The sequence below is a fragment of the Kiloniellales bacterium genome (genome assembly GCA_030066685.1).
In the GTDB taxonomy this organism is placed as follows: Bacteria; Pseudomonadota; Alphaproteobacteria; order Kiloniellales; family JAKSBE01; genus JAKSBE01.
In genome coordinates this window covers 146,489-162,079 of record JASJBF010000017.1, presented here as the reverse complement: position 1 = coordinate 162,079, position 15,591 = coordinate 146,489, and the positions used below count along the sequence as shown (strand labels likewise).

Below are 15,591 nucleotides of genomic sequence, written 5' to 3'. Positions count from 1 at the left end.
AGCGGCCGCTTCTACGACGAGCAGGGCCGGGTCCACGGCCGGGTCAGCTGCAACTTCGCCAAGGAGTTCGGCGTTTTCCTGGAGGTGCCGGTCCGGGTCCCCTGACGCTGCGTCCCGGCTCAGTCCCGTGCGGTCAGGCGGACGCCCGCGACCACCCGGTCGCTGGGGTGCAGGACGATCCTCTGGCCCGCCTCGAGGCCGCCGAGGATCTCGGACTCCAGCCCGTTCTGCCGACCCGGTTCGACCAAGCGCTTCTCGGCCCGGCCTTCGGTCTCGATGAAGACGGCCCAGGTCTCGCCCTCCCGGAACAGGGCGTTCAGGGGCACCTTGAGCACCGCCTCGCCCTCCCAGAGCACGATCCGGGCCTCGACGCGGTAGCCGTGGCCCAGACGCTGCCAGCGCTCCGGCGGATCGGCGAAGTCGATGATGACGTTGACCCGCTGCTCCTCGATGCCCAGGGCCGAGACCTTGGTGAAGCCGTAGGGTTCGACCCGCTCGACCCGGCCGTTGAGCACCTCGCCGCCGCCCCAGTCTTCGATCAGCACCCTCTGCCCGGCCTCGACCTTGACCGCGTCGCTCGACAGCAGGTCGGCGACGATCTCCAGGTCACGGGGATCGCCGATCTCGATCAGGGGTTCGCCGGGTGCGACCACGCCTTCGCTCTCGTGGTGCACCCTCAGGACCCGGCCGCTGACCGGCGCGGTCACCGCCACGCAGGGGCAGCCCGCGGTCTGGCCCCGCGTCTCGAGGGGCGACAGCAGCTCGGCGCGGGCGCGCTCCAGCTCCGCCTTGCGCATGTCCAGGGCGGCCTGTGCCGTCGCCAGGTTGGCCTTGGCGGTCTTGAAAGCCCGCTCGTCCTCGTCCAGGCGGCGCTGCGAGATCGTGCCCCGGCCGATCAGGCGCCGGGCGCGCTTCAACTCGGCCTCGGCGAAGGCCAGCTCGGCCTGGGCTCGCTCGAGCTCGGCGCTGGCCAGAACCCGGGCGGCCTCGGCGGTGCGGACCGCGGCCTGGGCCTGGGCCTCGCTGCGCACGTCCAGGAAGGCGGGGTCGATGGGCTCGATCTCGACCACCACGGTCTCGCCGGCGACGACCGCGTCGCCGACCTCGCTCTCGATGCGCCGGGCGCGGCCGGCGATCGGCGCCGAGAGCACGAAGACGTCGCGGACCCGGGTCTCGCCCTCCTCGTCGACGGTGACAACAAGCGGACCGCGCTCGACCGTGGCGAAGTCGACCGGCACCGGCTGCGGCCGGAAGGCATAGAGCAGCCCGGCAGCCAGGACCGCGAGCAGGAGGCCCCAGAGGACGATCCGGCGTTGCGCTACGGTCATCCCTACTCCCGTGTCTTCAGGACCGCGACCAGGTCCAGGCGGTCGACCCGCCGGCGCACGATGGCGGCGGAGACAACCGTCGCGGCCAGGGTGATCAGCACCGAGAAGCCGAAGGTCGCGGATTCGATGTACATGGGCACCCGGTAGAGGTCGGTCTCGAAGAGGTCGGTCATCAGCCAGGCCAGACCGGCGCCGCAGAGGCAACCCAGCGGCAGGCCGAGGAAGACCAGGACGGCGACCTCGCCGAGCAGGATATAGGAGATTTCCAGCCGGCTCATGCCCAGGACCCGCAGGGTCGCCAGCTCGCGGCCGCGTTCCGAGAGCGCGATCCGCGCCGAGTTGTAAGCCACGCCGAAGGCCAGGGTGCAGGCGAAGACCGCGTAGAAGCTGATGAAGATGAACATGATCCGCGCCATGGTGTCGTAGAACTTGTCCACCGTCGCCCGGCGCAGCATCACCGCCGAGACCCTGGGCAGCGCCTTGAGCTCGGCGAAGAGCGCGGCCTGCCGCTTCGGGTCGACCAGCAGGTGCAGGGCATCGACCGAGGGCCGCTCGCGCATCAGGCGGTTGGCCGCCGCCAGGCTCATGTAGGCCGCGGTCCCGATGTAGGTCTCGACCACGCCGGCGACCGGGACCTCCCGGACCGGACGGCGGCCTTCCAGGACCTCGACGGTCACCTCATCGCCGGGGCCGACCTCAAGGATCTCGGCTAGCTTCTTCGACAGCACCAGGCCCTCCGGCGGGACCGGCACCACCCGGCCGCCGGCATCGTAGGGCGGCTGCAGCCGGGCCGCCGCGGTGACCCCCGTGATCGACACGCGCTTCTCGCGTGGGCCGCTGCGCAGGCGGACCCGCAGGCTGCGGAAGGGCTCGACCGACAGCACCCCGGGCAGGCGGGCGAAATCCCGGGTGACCTCGGTCGATTGCGGATCGACCAGCCCGACGGTCAAGTCCTGATGCTGGGCGTCGAAGAAATTGACCTCGACGAGGTGAGTGATGGCGTCGCGCCAATGCAGCGAGGTGATCAGGACCGAGACTGCCAGCGCGATGCCCAGGGCGGTCATGGCCGAGCGCAGCGGCCAGCGCAGGATTTGCCGGAAGATCATCCGGGTTGGCTGGTCCAGTCCGAGTGCCAGGCCCAGCGCGCCGAGGCGGGTCTTGCGGTAAAGCGGCGGTGCCGGCGGCTGCATCGCCTCGGCCGGCGGCAGCGCCACGGCCCGGCGCAGCGCGCCCCAGGTTCCGAGCAGGCCCGCGACCAGGCTGACCATGGCGCCGATGGCGTAGGCCGCCGGGCCCGGACGGTAGTAGATGAAGGGAAAGCGGTATTGCTGGGCCAAGATCTCTGTCAAGAAGTTGCCCAGCCAGGAGCCGAGACCCCAGCCGATCACGATGCCGAGCCCGGCGATGGCCATGACCAGCTTCATGTAGTGCCAGCCGATCTCCAGGCTGGAATAGCCGAAGGCCTTGACCAGGCCGATCTCGCTGCGCTCGATCGCGATCAGGCGGTTCAGCACCATGTTGGTCAGGAAGGCGGCGACCGAGAGGAAGATTGTCGGCAGGATCGTGGCCAGGTTCTTCAGCTGATCGAACTCGTTCTCGACGAACCAGTTCGAGACCTGGTCCTTGCGGTCGAAGGCGCCGATGCCGCCATAGCGCCCCAGCATCTGGTCCACGCGGTCGATGACCTCTGCCGACGAGGCGCCGCGCAGCAGGGAGACCGCCACGTCGTTGAAGGCGCCGTCCAGGTCGTAGGCGGCGGCCAGGGCCTCCCGCCCCATCCAGAGCACGCCGAAGCGCTGGTCGTCGGGCATCAGGGCCCCGGGGCCGATCGAGTAGACGTACTCCGGCGAGAGGGCGACCCCGACCACATCGAGGCGCCGCTTGTGGCCGTTGATGATGGCGTGGAGGTGGTCGCCGGGGACCAGGCCGTGGCCTTCCGAGAAGGACTCGCTGATCACCACCTCGTCGGGGCGGTCGGGCGCCACCAGGCGGCCCTGGCGCAGGGCCAGGCGGTTCAGCAGCGGCTGGCCGCGCTCCGGGATCGAGGCCAGGGTGCCGATCACCGGCTCCTCGAAGCCGGCGATATCCAGGATCGCCAGCTCGACGATCCGGGTCTCAACCGTCTGCACGCCGGGCAGGGCGGCGATCCGTGCGGCCAGGTGCTCGGGTGCGCGCTTGACCGTGGCGAAGACCTGGGCGAAGCGGTGGCGCTCGTAAAAGGCCTCGGCGGTGTCGCGCAGAGCCTCGTAGGCGGTCAGCGACATGACCAGCACCGCCACCCCGGAGGCGACCACCAGGGCGATCGCCAGCACCTGGCCGCGCAGGCGCCAGAGGTCGCGGGCCAGCTTTCGGTTCAGCGCCCGCACGGCCCTACCACGACAGCTCGTGGGCCGGCCGCCGCTCTGGGTTCTCGGCGACCTCGACGATGTGGCCGTCGCCGAAACGCACGACCCGGTCGGCCATGCCCGCGATCGGCGCATTGTGGGTGATCAGCGCCGTCGTCGTGCCCAGGTCGCGGTTGACCGCCTCGACGGCCTCCAGGACCCGGACCCCGGTGGCGCTGTCCAGGGCCCCGGTCGGCTCGTCGCAGAGCAGCACGTCGGGCCGCTTGGCGATGGCCCGGGCGATCGCGACCCGCTGCTGCTCGCCGCCCGAGAGCTGGGCCGGGAAGTGGTCCAGCCGGTCCTCCAGGCCGACCAATGCCAGGGCTTCGGCCGGCCGCATCGGATCGGGCGCGATCTCGGTCACCAGGGCGACGTTCTCCAGCGCGGTCAGGCTGGGCATGAGGTTGTAGAACTGGAAGACGAAGCCGACGTGGTCGCGGCGGTAGCGGGTCAGGGCCGACTCCCCGCAGGCCGTCAGCTCCAGGTCGCGGAACCAGACCCGGCCGTCGCTCGGCCGGTCCAGCCCGCCGAGGATGTTGAGCAGGGTCGACTTGCCGCTGCCCGAGGCGCCGAGCAGCACCAGGAGCTCCGACTGGTAGAGATCGAGATCGACCCCGCGCAGGGCGTGGACCGCGACCTCGCCGCTGCCGTAGACCTTGGTCAGGCCGCGGGCGCGCAGAGTCACATTCCGTGCCCTCTCCGGCGAGCGGGCTTCCGCGGTAGCGGTCATGGCTGCGGCTCCAAAGCGGGCGTGAGGGTCGCTGATCCTGGCCTCAAGGACGAGGGCCTCCAGATAGCCAAGCTGGCGGCCGACCGCCTTGACTCAGATCAGCCGGGCTGGGGAGTCGCGCTGACGCCTGTCCTGCATGTTATTGTGCCGGCGCAGATTTCTCGATCGCCACCAGGATGATGCGGTTGGTGGCGCTCTGGTGGATCAGCAGATCGCCGCTTTTGGTCGGCCGCATGTGCCGGACGATGCCAGCGTAGACCCCGCCCGAGGGGATCGCCCAGCTCTGGAAGCTTTCGGTCTCGGGGTCGAAGCGCACCAGGGCGTCCGGGCGCCGGCCCGACTCGTTGTACCAGATCGCGCCGTCCACGACCGCGATGGCGTAGGGGTGCGACTTCGGCCCGCTGGGCGAGGGCCAATCCTTGATGTCCCCGCTGGCCGGGTCGTAGCGCCCAAGCCGGCCTTGGGAGGAGTTGACGTACCAGATCATGCCGTCCTCGGCGATGTCGAGGCGCCGGACCGTGGTCTCGGGGATCGGCAGCTCGATCTCGGTGAGCGCCATCGTCGCCGGATCGATACCGAGCAGGCAGTTGGCGCCATTGCAGGCGACCCAGGGCCGGCCCTCGGCGTCGATCTTGATCCCGTAGGGCCGCGAGCCCGGTCGCGGTGCGGTGACCAGCCGCACGTCCCCGCTGGCCGGATCGAGCCGGCCGATCATGTTGCTGTGCTGGAGCGTGAACCAGAGGATCCCATTCGCGTCGAAGACCGCCGTGTGCGGATCGCGCGCCGCCGGATCTGGCATGTCGTAGACCGTGATCTCGCCGCTGGCCGGATCGAGCCGCCCCAGCGTGCCGTTCTTGTTGCCCGTGTACCAGACCGCGCCCGCGATATCGATGGTGACGGAATGGGGGATGGCGCCGGCGGGCAGAGGGTACTCGGTCATCGCGCCGGTCGCCGGGTCGATGCGGCCGATCAGATTGCCCCACTGTCCGGCCCACCAGATCGTGCCGTCGCCGGCCTCGGCCGGATCGCGCGCCCGCTGCCCCAAGGTCGGGACCACCCATTCCGTGAAGGCGATCTTGGTCTTGCCGGAGATCAGCTTGGGCATGCGCCGGTCGTTGGGTGGGAACCGCGTCGCCAGGTAGCCGGTGATCGCCTCCCTGTCCTCGACGATATCGGAGAGATCCATCATCGTGCCGATCAGTTCCTCCCAGCCGGCCCGGTCGTAGCCCGAGCTGCGCAGGATCCGGTTGACCGGATGGCAGCCGGTGCAGGCGGCCTCGACGAGATCCTTCCCAGGTCCCGTCGGCAGCGCCTGGGATTTGGCCACTGTCGGCGCCACGGCGAGGGCCGCAACTGCGAAGACGGCGCAGAGCAGGGTTCTTGAAGGGCTTTCCGGCATTCCTCGGCTTCCTTCGAGCCCAAGCATTTGCACTCTTCGAGAACTCTAGCCGAGCATCAGGCCGGGCTCCTAGCCCGGAAAGGGCGGCCAGCCCATGCGGCGGCGGAGCTTCTCGAGATAGGCGCGGAAGGCCGGGTGGTGGGCGTAGACCGCATGGCGGGGCGAGGGCACCAGGGCGAGGCCGCCGGTCAAATCGGGCGTCTCGGTCGCGACGATTCGCCGAAAGGCTTCGGCCCGCAGGGGATTCTCCTCTTGGTCCCGGAGGTGGCAGGCGATCAGGTGCGCCAGGCGGTCGAAGTCGCCGAAGACGCCGGCGTTGATCGCCAGGAAGCCAAGGGTGAAGAGCGCGCGGTGGCGCGCGTTGAAGGCGGTCAGGAAGCCGGCGATCCGATCCTGTTCCCAGGCGAAGTGCACTGGGTCCATGAAGGGTATCGCCATCTTGTAGCCGGTCGCCAGGAGCACGGCATCGAAGGCCGCGCAGCTGCCGTCGGCGAAGCGGACCTCGCGGCCCTCGAAGGCCTCGACGTCCGGCTTCACGCGGATCGCGCCGCGCTCGACAAGGTCCAGGATCTCGGAGTTGATGATCGGATGGGATTCGTAGAGCCGGTGGTCCGGCGCGGGCCAGCCCCGGCGCTTGCCCTGCAGCAGCCGCAGCAGGCCCTGGGAGCTGCCCTGCTGCAGGCGCAGCGGCAGGCCGGGCAGGGCGGCGCCGAAGACGTCCGCGGGCAGTCCCAGGATATGCCGGGGGACGACGTGATAGCCCCGGCGCAGGCTCAGGCGCGTCGCGGCCGCTTGCCGGGTCAGGTCGCAGGCGATGTCGCAGCCGGTGTTGCCGCCACCGATCACCAGCACGCGGCGGCCTCGGAAGGCCGCCGGGTCGCGGTAGCTCACCGCGTGGTGCAGCTCGCCCTCGAAGCGGCCGGGAATCTCCGGCGCCTGCGGGCGCCAGGTCATGCCGTTGGCGCAGACCACGCCCCGGTAGAGCCGGGGCGGCCCCCGGTTCAAGCGGACCGACCAGAGCCCGTCGTCCCGGGGCTCGATCCATTCGGCCCGGGTCTCGAAGGCGATGTCGTCCGCGAGGCCCTCGGCCTCGGCGAAGTGCTTGAGGTAGGGCAGGATCTGGCCGTGGCCGGGGTAGTCCGGGTAGGCGGCCGGCATGGGAAAGCCGAGGAAGGCCGAGCGCCGCTTGGAGGAGATGAAGCGGGCCGAGCGGTACATCGGCGTCCCGGGATTGTCGATGTCCCAGATACCGCCCAGGTCCCGGTGCCGCTCGATCAGGTCGAAGGCGATGCCGGCGCGCTTGAAGGCGCGGGCCTGGGCGAGGCCCGCCGGACCGGCGCCGACGACGAGACAGCGCTCGGAGCGGTCCTCGACGGCGGCCGTGGGCTCGGCGCCCTCGCTGGGCGGTTGCTGTGCGGGACTGAGGGTCATCGGGCCCGTCGATGGTTTGGCCGGCTATTCGAGCGGCGTCAGCACGGAGGTGCGGCCGAACAGCGAGATGCCGACGTAGCCGCGCATCTTCAGGACGCCGTCCTCCAGCCAGAGATAGCCGCTGTAGGTCTTGCCGTCGTCCGGCGCGTAGACCTCGCCGTCGGTCCACTCCTTCTCCTCGGGGTCGTAGACGAAGTCCTTGAGGAAGACCAGGCCGACCAGCGGCCGGTCCTGCAGGGCCGGGTCCGGGTTCTTGTAGTCCTTGCGATTCTCCTTGTGCCAGACGATGCGGCCGAAGTAGGCGCCGCCGTCCTTGAAGATCTCGACGTGGGCGGTCTGCTTCTCGTTGAGATAGGTGCCGAGGATGGCGTCGGCCTCCTCGGCCGCGGCCGCCGGTCCGGACAGCAGGAGCAGCGCCAGGAGCGCCAGCGCCCCAAGCCGCTTGACCTTGACCATGGCTCTTCCTCCCCGAGCTTTATGCTATTGATATAGATGGATAAAATTGTCCGACATTGGCTCGCGACAGGGCATCTTAACCGCATCGTAAGGGCAATGCCGTAAGGTTTCGAGGTTCTTGCGGCCAAGTTAGGCCGTACCGCTGTCGGCAGAAGCCAGGAAGGTACGCCTTGGAGAACGAAGCCTATCGCGTCCGCGTGGCGGCGCTGTGGATCATGAACACGACGATCCTCGTCAACATCCTGCGCGCGCACGGTCGGGACCAGCACGCGGAGAACGTCGAGGCGGGCCTTGCCGAAGCGGTCGACATCGTCGCCGAGGAGTTCGGCCGCGACGAGCTGACCGAAGCGATCAGCTGGGTCGCCGATCAGGCCTGGGGCTCCGACGAGCTCACTGCCCCGGTCACGCCGCTGCACTGACGCCCGCCAAGACCCCTCCTCCCTCCCGACGCCGCCCGTTCCTAGTACCAAAGCCCCGTGATCCGCTGCCGCGGCCGCTTCGGCTGCGGGGGCAGCGGCGCGCGCGGCCGGACCGCCGTCTCCCGGGTCTCGACCGGTGGCGTCGTCACCCTGAGGTCCAGCAAGCGCCGGATCCGCTCCTCGGTCCTGGGATGGCTGCGCAGCAGCGAGGGATCGGGGATCCGGCGGCTGCCCAGGAAGATGTCCTCCCAGAAGCGTCCCTGCCGGCGCTCCAGCCGCTCCAGGGCCTGCGCCAGGCCGATGGGATCGCCGGTCAAGCGCGCCGCGCCGCGGTCGGCCTCGAACTCGCGGGTGCGTGAGAGGGCGAGCTGCAGCAGGCTGCCCAGGGTCGGCGCGAAGAGCAGCAGCAGGATCAGCAGCCAGGGGATCTGGGCGACCCCGGCCAGGGCGAAGGGCAGGTTGACGATCAGGAAGAAGATCCCCAGAAAGGACATGGAGCGGGTCATCCGGGACATCACGTCGGCCAGGCCCATGACCCAGATGTCGTTGTGCCGGATGTGGCTGATCTCGTGGGCCAGGATGGCGATCACCTCGCGCAGGGTCATTGCCTGCAGCAGGCCGCCGGTCACGGCGACTGCCGCCTGCCGTCCCTGGCCGACCGAGAAGGCGTTCAGGGTCGGGCTGGCGACGTAGTAGAGCCGGGGCGGCGGCTCCAGGCCGGCCCGGGCGGCCAGGATCGCGACCGCGTCGACGACCTCCGGCAGGTCGTGCCGGGTCAGCGGCCGGGCCCGGAACATCCGCAGCATGAGCCCGGGGGACAGACGGCCGCTGATCGCCAGGGAGACGGCGCCCAGGCCCGCGGCCACGGCGACGCCGGGCCAGCCGGCGACGATCCAGCCGCAGGCCGCCAGAAGCACGGCCATGCCCGCGATCAGCACCAGCGACTGCAGCAGGTTGCCAAGGCGGTGCCGGCGCAGCGCCCCGGGATCGAGGCTCGCTTCCATGTCTGTCGCCCTCCGCTCCTAGGCTCAGGACCCATTAATTGACGTCCTTCGGGCACTCGTTACAGTGCCGCAAGCGCCCGCTGACGGAGAAGCATGATGGATGTTGGCCCCATCGAGGTCTATCACCCGCGCGCCGTTTCAGATCATGGCATCTGGGAGATGGGTTCGCTTCATTTCAAGATTTACGGCCTTCTTGCACGTGACAAGGAGGTGACACACGACATGGTGTCGGTTGCGAAGGAGTTTCTGGAGCAGGACGTGCTGGAACGGGTTGCTGCCATGGGAGACAGCAACGGCTTAGGCTTTGTCATTATTCATCCCGGAGATGTGGGTTTATCAATTTCGGCGCATTGGTGGGCTCAGGGTTCAGTGCTTTGCCAGCACATCTACCGTCGGGAATATTCTGCGGCGGAACCTATGGATACTGTGGCGAGGCCGGTGGTTGCCTGTGTCTGGGAACTTGCCCTGATAAGTTTCGAGCAGGAGGCGTGGCGCGATACAATGATGAAAATTGAGCCGAATCAAGCAGCCTACCTTGAATCACGGGCGTCATTCTGTGCCGCATAGGGTGTTAAAACTCAGTGGCACTTTCGTCCCGCACTACTGTCATCGGCGCAAACAAGATTTCCTAACGTACTCTCTTTTGATTCTAAGGTGGCGAGGAGGAACATCCACGTCACGGACCTTGGCTCACGGAGGAACAGAGAGAGCGGATAAGGCCACTCCCTCCGAAGGGGCGAGGCGTTAGTCCCGCCAACGTCCAAAAAGTCAAGAATCTCTTCGCCTAGCTCAAAGACTGACGGCGCTTCGCAACACGCTGCGACAGGCGCACCCACACGTTCCGTTCAGCAACCTATCTCGCAGCTACCGTCACCTTACGGTTATGAGTCCTGAGCCCAGCATGTGGCGCCGCCCCGTCCGGGCGCAAGCGGCGGTAGACAAGGCGGCGCGATCTCCGTAAGCCTCAGGCGGTCGTCGAGAGGAGGAACCGGGGTGCCATCCGCAGAGAGCCCGCGCAGCGGCGCGAAGGTGCTGGTCGATCAGCTCAGGCTTCATGGCGTGACCCGCGCCTACGGTGTGCCGGGCGAGAGCTACCTGGCGGTCCTGGACGCGCTGAACGACGTGCCGGAGATCGCCTTCACGATCTGCCGCCAGGAAGGCGGGGCGGCGATGATGGCCGAGGCCCAGGGCAAGCTGACCGGCGAACCGGGCATCTGCTTCGTCACCCGCGGGCCGGGCGCGACCAACGCCAGCGCCGGCCTGCACATCGCCTCCCAGGACTCGACGCCGATGATCCTCTTCATCGGCCAGATCGCCCGCGGTCACGTCGAGCGCGAGGCCTTCCAGGAGATCGACTACCGGCGCATGTTCGGACAGCAGGCGAAGTGGGTGGCCGAGATCGACGATGCGGCGCGGATCCCCGAGTTCCTGAGCCGGGCCTTCCACACCGCGACCTCGGGCCGCCCCGGCCCCGTGGTGCTGGCCCTGCCCGAGGACATGCTGACCGACGAGGTCGAGGTCGCCGACGCGGCGCCCTACGCCAGGGTCGAGACCCACCCCGGCGGGTCCGAGCTCAGCCGTCTGGGCGAGCTCCTGGCCGCGGCCGAGCGGCCCTTCCTGCTGGTCGGGGGCAGTGGCTGGGATGCCCAGGCGACCGACGACCTGCGGGCCTTCGCCGAGGCCCAGGCGCTGCCGGTCGGCGCCGCCTTCCGCTGCCAGGATCTGATCGACAACGGCCATCCCAACTACGCCGGCGACGTCGGCATCGGCATCAATCCCAAGCTGCAGGCCCGGATCCGGGCAGCCGACCTGCTGCTGGTGCTGGGCGCCCGCCTGGGCGAGATCACGACCGGCGGCTATACCCTGATCGAGGCGCCGCGGCCCAGCCAGAGGCTGGTCCACATCCACCCCGGCGCGGAGGAACTGGGCCGGGTCTACCAGCCGGCGCTGGCGATCCACGCCAGCCCGCGCGCCTTCTTGGCCGCCGCCCGCGGCCTCAACGCCGCGCCGGGCCCGACACGGGCCGCCGAAGTCGAGGCGGCCCACCGGGACTATCTGGAATGGAACCGGCCACTGCCCTGCCCCGGCGCCCTGCAGATGGCCGAGGTCGTGGCCTGGCTGCGCGACCACCTGCCGGCGGACGCGGTGCTGACCAACGGCGCCGGCAACTATTCGGTCTGGCTGCACCGCTTCTTTCGCTACGGCGGCTTCCGCAGCCAGCTCGGCCCGACCTCCGGCTCCATGGGCTATGGCCTGCCGGCGGCCATCGTGGCCAAGGCTGAGGCGCCGGAGCGGCCCGTGGTCTGCTTCGCCGGCGACGGCTGCTTCCTGATGACCGGGCAGGAGCTGGCGACCGCGGTCCAGTACCGCCTGAACGTTATTATACTATTGGTCAATAACGGCATGTACGGCACCATCCGCATGCACCAGGAGCGGGAATACCCGGGCCGGGTCCTGGGCACGGACCTGGTCAATCCGGACTTCGCCGCCCTGGCCCGGGCCTACGGCGCCCACGGCGAGGTCGTCGAGCGGACCGAGGACTTCGCCGCCGCCTTCGAACGGGCGGAGGCCGCTGGCAAGCCGGCCCTGCTCGAGCTGCGGATCGATCCGGAGGCCCTGACGCCCCGCCAGTCCCTCAGCGAGATCCGTGCCGCGGCGATGGCCGCCCGGGCGGACTGAAGCCTGCCTCAGGCCTGCCGGCGGTAGTGATAGGGATAGGCGAGCTTGAAGCCGAGCCGGTCGTAGAGCGCCCGCGCGGCCGTGTTGTCCGCCTCCACCTGCAGATAGAGGCCCTCGGGCGCTTGCCGCATGGCCCACTCGGTCAAACCCGCCATCAGGGTCCAGGCGACGCCGCGCCGGCGCCAGGCGCCGAGGGTGTTGACCGCGGTGATGCAGGCCCAGCCGTCGCGGCAGGCGATCGCCGCCGCCCCGGCCGTTTTCCCTTCGATCGCGGCCAGGGCGAAGGCGCGGGGCGCCTCGATCCGCCGGGCGATCGCGGCCCGGGCCTCGGCCTCCGCCGTTTCCGCCCCGGGCCAGCAGGCGGCGCACCAGGCTGGGGTCGGCGCGTCCAGGAGCTGCAGATCAACGCCGGGCGCCGCCTCGGCGCCCGCCGCAATCGCGGACCCGGCGGTCAGCACCAGGCTCTGCCCCTCGGCGTCGTAGCCCCGGGCGGCCAGCCGCCGGTCGAGGTCGGCGGGCGTCGCCGCCGGGCTGATCTTGAAGCAGGGCGCCAGGCCCCGGTCGCGGTAGCGGCGCTCGACCTCGGCGATCAGCGCCTCGGCATCGGCGCCTGGCGCCAGGCGGTTCGGCAAGGTGCTGTTGGCCCGGCGGGTAGCGCCGCGGTCGAAGCCCAGCTGCCAGCCCTCCAGCGGCTCCTGGGCCGCCGGGGGCCAGGCGCTGACCGCCAGCGCTTCCAGGAAGCGCGCCTTTTCGATGTCGGGAAGCTCGGCCTCGCCCATGGCCCGACTTCAATCCTGCCGGGCCGGGGCGTCAAGCGCCGGGTCAGTAGCTCTGACGGCGCCAGCGGTCGACGACGTCGTGCAGGAAACCGTCGCCGCGGTCCTGGTCGTACTCCCAGGCGTCCGAGAAGATCGCCGTGTCGCTCTGCGGCCGCTGGAAGGACTCGAGGTCCGAGAAGCGGATCCGCATCGGCACGGTGACGCCTTCGCCGACAACGATCGCCTCCTGGTTCCTGAGCGCCGGCAGGGCGTTCAGCATGCCGGCCGCGCTGTCGGGCATGGCCCGGCGTACGAAGACCTGGTCGCGCTCGTTGCTCATCCTCAGGGTGAAGATGGTGTTGCACTGGGACAGGATGGTCTCGGAGAGCTCCGAGGGGCGCTGGGTCACCAGGCAGAGCGAGACGCCGTATTTGCGGCCCTCCTTGGCGATCCGGGCAATGGCCTTGCGGGTCGGCGTGAAGCCGGTCGCCTGGTCCTGCGGGATGTAGCGGTGCGCCTCCTCGCAGACCAGGAGCACCGGCACGGACTGGTGGCCGACGCTCCACATCGCGAAGTCGAAGACCATGCGGCACATCACGGAGACCACGACGTCGACGATCTCCGAGGGCACGCCGGCCAGCTGCAGGATGGTAATCGGCCGGCCCTCGACCGGGATCCGCAGCAGGCGGGACAGAACCTCGGCCATGGAGTCCTTGACCGAAAGGCCGGCGAACATGAAGTCGTAGCGCCGGTCCGCGCGCAGGGCCTGGATCCGGGCCTTGATCCGCTGATAGGGCGCGGAATCCTCGGGCCGGTCGAGCTGGCCCTGGGCGTCCTCGATCTGCTGCACCAGAGAGCTCAGGCGGTAGGGCACCGGGGTGTCGACGGTCAGCCAGGACACCACGTCCTCGCTCTCGCCGACGAACTGCAGCTTGGCGGTGTAGACCGCCTCCTTGAGGATGTTGACCTCGGCCTTGCGGCTGATCTGGTCGGCGGTGCAGATCACCTCGACCAGCTCCTCGAAGTTCAGCAGCCAGAAGGGCAGGTTCAGGGTGTCCGGGCGCACCACCTCGGCGTACTCGTCGAAGGCCTGGCCGTACTCGTTGTGGGGGTCGAGGAGGACCACGTGGCCGTTCGGGTGGGCGTCCAGGATCGAGCGCAGCACGACCGTGGTCGAGCAGGACTTGCCGGTGCCGGTCGTGCCAAGCACCGCGAAGTGCTTGCCCAGCAGGTCGTCGACAAGAAGGTAGGCCGGCAGCTCCGGGTCCTGGTAGAGCGAGCCGATCAGAACGTTGGACTCGCTGGGCTTGGCGTAGATCTGCGCCAGCTCCAGATGCGTTGTCTCGCGGATCTCGGTGCCTAGGCTGGGGTAGATCGAGATGCCGCGCTGGAACTTGAACTCGCCATTCTGGTCATAGATGCCCTCGCCGAAGAGGTCGATCTCGAGCACCCGCTGGTCGGTCGCGGCCGGCGGCGAGGACGAGGGGTTGCGGATCTCCAGGCTGGAGATCATCCCGAAGGCGACCGAGCGCGAGGTCGGCATCTTGACCAGGTCGCCGATCTGCGAGACCTCCTGCAGGTGCAGCATGCTGTCTTCGGTCGCGACGTCGGAATCCGGGATCATCACGCCGTAGACCTTGCGGCCGGACACCGAGATCACGTAGCCGATCCGCATGGCGCCGTCTTCGTCGAAGACGCCTTCGTTGATCGGCGGCGGACTGGGCATGGGCGTTGGCGCCGGGGCTGTGGCCGCCTGGGGGGCTGGCTCAGGCGCGGGCTGCCGAACCTGTAGCGGCTCGGCGCGCGGCTCTGGCATCGGCTCGGGACGCGGCTCCGGCACCGGCTCGGGGCGCCGCTCTGGCGCCGGCTCGGACGTCGGAGCTTCGCTGCACAGCGGTTCGGCGGGCGCCGCCGGGGCCCGCTCGACCGGCCTGTCGGCAGCAGGCAATTCCATCGACGGTGCCTCGGCGGCCCTGGCTTCTGGGGGGGCCTCGCGGACCGGGGGTGCGGTGCGCTCGACCGCGGGCGCCGGGCGCGGGGCCGACTCCGGCTCCATCGCCTGCCGCGGGATCGGGCGCTCCTGCGTCTCCCTGGGCTCAGGCGGCGGCGCCGGCCGGCGGATCGAAGGCGCCGCTTCCGGGCCGGCCGCCTCGGGTGCCGGCTTGCGGATGCTCGGCGCGGCGCCTGCGGCACCGTCGCTCGGGACCGGTGCTTCGGCTCCCTCGGCCGGCGGCTGCTTGCGAATGCTCGGGGCCGCCTTGCGGATGCTCACGCCGCCGGACTCGGGCGCGGCCGGCCTTGCGCCGTTGCCGCCGGCCGGGGCCGCGGCATGGTCCTGGGGCGTCGAGGTGGGCGTCGGGGCGGAGGCTGCCTGGCTGGGCGCGCTTGGGGGCTGGGCCGGCCTCGGCGGCTGGCCGCTTCCGTTCGTGGCCTGAGCCGGCGCCTGGGCCGCCGCGGCGCCGACGCCGTTGCCGCCGGCCTGGGGAACGGCCGCGCGGGGCTGCGGCTCGGCGGTGGGCTGCGCGGGCGCCGGGGGCTGCGACTGGGGCTGGACAGGGGCCTGGGCCGGCACCTGGGTCTGGACTGCGGCCGAGGCGGGGGCCGAGGCGGGGGCCTGGGCGGGCGCCTGCGGCGGCGCTTGGCGCGGTGTCTGCGCGGCCATCCGACCGGGGCTCTTGGCGCCGCCGGCGCCGCGGCGGATGGACACGCTGGCCAGGGACGGCACGTCCGACTCGGTCATCGCCTCCGGCGCCGCAGGGGCCGCGGGCTCCGGCCCGATCAGGCGACGCAGCGGATGGGAGCGCGACCGGGCCTCCGAGTCATCGCCGTTGTCGCCGGACTCGGCGGGCATGTCGTCTCCGGCCATTGGCCCTCGATCTGCGTCCATCGGTCGCTGTTCCTGTCTCTGATCTCGCAAGGATGACGGTCGATGCCTCGGCCTGTCGGGCCCTTATCTTGAGGCCCGGATGATGGCAGAGGCACCCTTAAGGCTTGGTGAAAGCT

At 70.1% G+C, this 15,591-nt stretch carries 12 protein-coding genes; 3 read left to right on the top strand and 9 right to left on the bottom strand.

Annotated features, from left to right (window positions below):
- Positions 1–119: 119 nt before the first annotated feature.
- The 6 genes from QNJ30_11445 to QNJ30_11420 all read right to left on the bottom strand — a co-directional run bounded on the left by QNJ30_11445 (position 120) and on the right by QNJ30_11420 (position 7,728).
- The gene (locus tag QNJ30_11445) at positions 120–1,328 is read right to left on the bottom strand and encodes an HlyD family efflux transporter periplasmic adaptor subunit (GenBank protein ID MDJ0944074.1); all 1,209 of its coding nucleotides are present in this window, start codon (positions 1,326–1,328) and stop codon (positions 120–122) included.
- Between the two features lie 2 nt (positions 1,329–1,330).
- Positions 1,331–3,694 (bottom strand): FtsX-like permease family protein, encoded by a 2,364-nt coding sequence (locus tag QNJ30_11440; protein MDJ0944073.1) that lies wholly within the window; start codon positions 3,692–3,694, stop codon positions 1,331–1,333.
- Positions 3,695–3,698: 4 nt separating this feature from the next.
- Complete coding sequence (locus QNJ30_11435) at positions 3,699–4,442, bottom strand: ABC transporter ATP-binding protein (protein ID MDJ0944072.1); 744 nt, start codon at positions 4,440–4,442, stop codon at positions 3,699–3,701.
- A gap of 139 nt (positions 4,443–4,581) precedes the next feature.
- On the bottom strand, positions 4,582–5,841 hold the full coding sequence (locus QNJ30_11430) for a hypothetical protein (GenBank protein ID MDJ0944071.1): 1,260 nt from the start codon (positions 5,839–5,841) through the stop codon (positions 4,582–4,584).
- Between the two features lie 69 nt (positions 5,842–5,910).
- The gene (locus QNJ30_11425; GenBank protein MDJ0944070.1) at positions 5,911–7,272 is read right to left on the bottom strand and encodes an NAD(P)/FAD-dependent oxidoreductase; all 1,362 of its coding nucleotides are present in this window, start codon (positions 7,270–7,272) and stop codon (positions 5,911–5,913) included.
- 24 nt (positions 7,273–7,296) lie between these two features.
- Positions 7,297–7,728 carry a DUF2147 domain-containing protein gene (locus QNJ30_11420; GenBank protein ID MDJ0944069.1) on the bottom strand — a complete coding sequence of 144 codons (432 nt, stop codon included), beginning with the start codon at positions 7,726–7,728 and terminating at the stop codon, positions 7,297–7,299.
- A gap of 170 nt (positions 7,729–7,898) precedes the next feature.
- Here QNJ30_11420 and QNJ30_11415 point away from each other — a divergent pair, with 170 nt between their 5' ends.
- A complete protein-coding gene (locus QNJ30_11415) occupies positions 7,899–8,147 on the top strand; it encodes a hypothetical protein (protein MDJ0944068.1) in 249 nt (82 codons plus the stop codon).
- A gap of 41 nt (positions 8,148–8,188) precedes the next feature.
- Here QNJ30_11415 and QNJ30_11410 read toward each other — a convergent pair whose 3' ends face one another.
- Entirely contained in the window at positions 8,189–9,151 is a 963-nt protein-coding gene (locus QNJ30_11410; GenBank protein MDJ0944067.1) for a zinc metalloprotease HtpX, read from the bottom strand.
- Positions 9,152–9,247: 96 nt separating this feature from the next.
- Here QNJ30_11410 and QNJ30_11405 point away from each other — a divergent pair, with 96 nt between their 5' ends.
- A complete protein-coding gene (locus QNJ30_11405; protein ID MDJ0944066.1) occupies positions 9,248–9,718 on the top strand; it encodes a hypothetical protein in 471 nt (156 codons plus the stop codon).
- A 426-nt stretch (positions 9,719–10,144) separates the two neighbouring features.
- A complete protein-coding gene (locus QNJ30_11400) occupies positions 10,145–11,830 on the top strand; it encodes a thiamine pyrophosphate-binding protein (GenBank protein MDJ0944065.1) in 1,686 nt (561 codons plus the stop codon).
- 8 nt (positions 11,831–11,838) lie between these two features.
- Here QNJ30_11400 and QNJ30_11395 read toward each other — a convergent pair whose 3' ends face one another.
- Both QNJ30_11395 and QNJ30_11390 read right to left on the bottom strand, forming a co-directional pair.
- Positions 11,839–12,609, bottom strand: coding sequence for a GNAT family N-acetyltransferase (locus QNJ30_11395; protein ID MDJ0944064.1), 771 nt, complete (start codon positions 12,607–12,609; stop codon positions 11,839–11,841).
- Between the two features lie 43 nt (positions 12,610–12,652).
- Complete coding sequence (locus QNJ30_11390) at positions 12,653–15,439, bottom strand: DUF87 domain-containing protein (protein ID MDJ0944063.1); 2,787 nt, start codon at positions 15,437–15,439, stop codon at positions 12,653–12,655.
- Positions 15,440–15,591: the final 152 nt, after the last annotated feature.

Bases quoted from the DNA above. Each gene is read 5' to 3' on its own strand.
- QNJ30_11425 (MDJ0944070.1), bottom strand. From the start codon at position 7,272: ATGACCCTCAGTCCCGCACAGCAACCGCCCAGCGAGGGCGCCGAGCCC.
- QNJ30_11395 (MDJ0944064.1), bottom strand. From the start codon at position 12,609: ATGGGCGAGGCCGAGCTTCCCGACATCGAAAAGGCGCGCTTCCTGGAA.
- QNJ30_11435 (MDJ0944072.1), bottom strand. From the start codon at position 4,442: ATGACCGCTACCGCGGAAGCCCGCTCGCCGGAGAGGGCACGGAATGTG.
- QNJ30_11390 (MDJ0944063.1), bottom strand. From the start codon at position 15,439: ATGCCCGCCGAGTCCGGCGACAACGGCGATGACTCGGAGGCCCGGTCG.
- QNJ30_11430 (MDJ0944071.1), bottom strand. From the start codon at position 5,841: ATGCCGGAAAGCCCTTCAAGAACCCTGCTCTGCGCCGTCTTCGCAGTT.
- QNJ30_11410 (MDJ0944067.1), bottom strand. From the start codon at position 9,151: ATGGAAGCGAGCCTCGATCCCGGGGCGCTGCGCCGGCACCGCCTTGGC.
- QNJ30_11420 (MDJ0944069.1), bottom strand. From the start codon at position 7,728: ATGGTCAAGGTCAAGCGGCTTGGGGCGCTGGCGCTCCTGGCGCTGCTC.
- QNJ30_11405 (MDJ0944066.1), top strand. From the start codon at position 9,248: ATGGATGTTGGCCCCATCGAGGTCTATCACCCGCGCGCCGTTTCAGAT.
- QNJ30_11445 (MDJ0944074.1), bottom strand. From the start codon at position 1,328: ATGACCGTAGCGCAACGCCGGATCGTCCTCTGGGGCCTCCTGCTCGCG.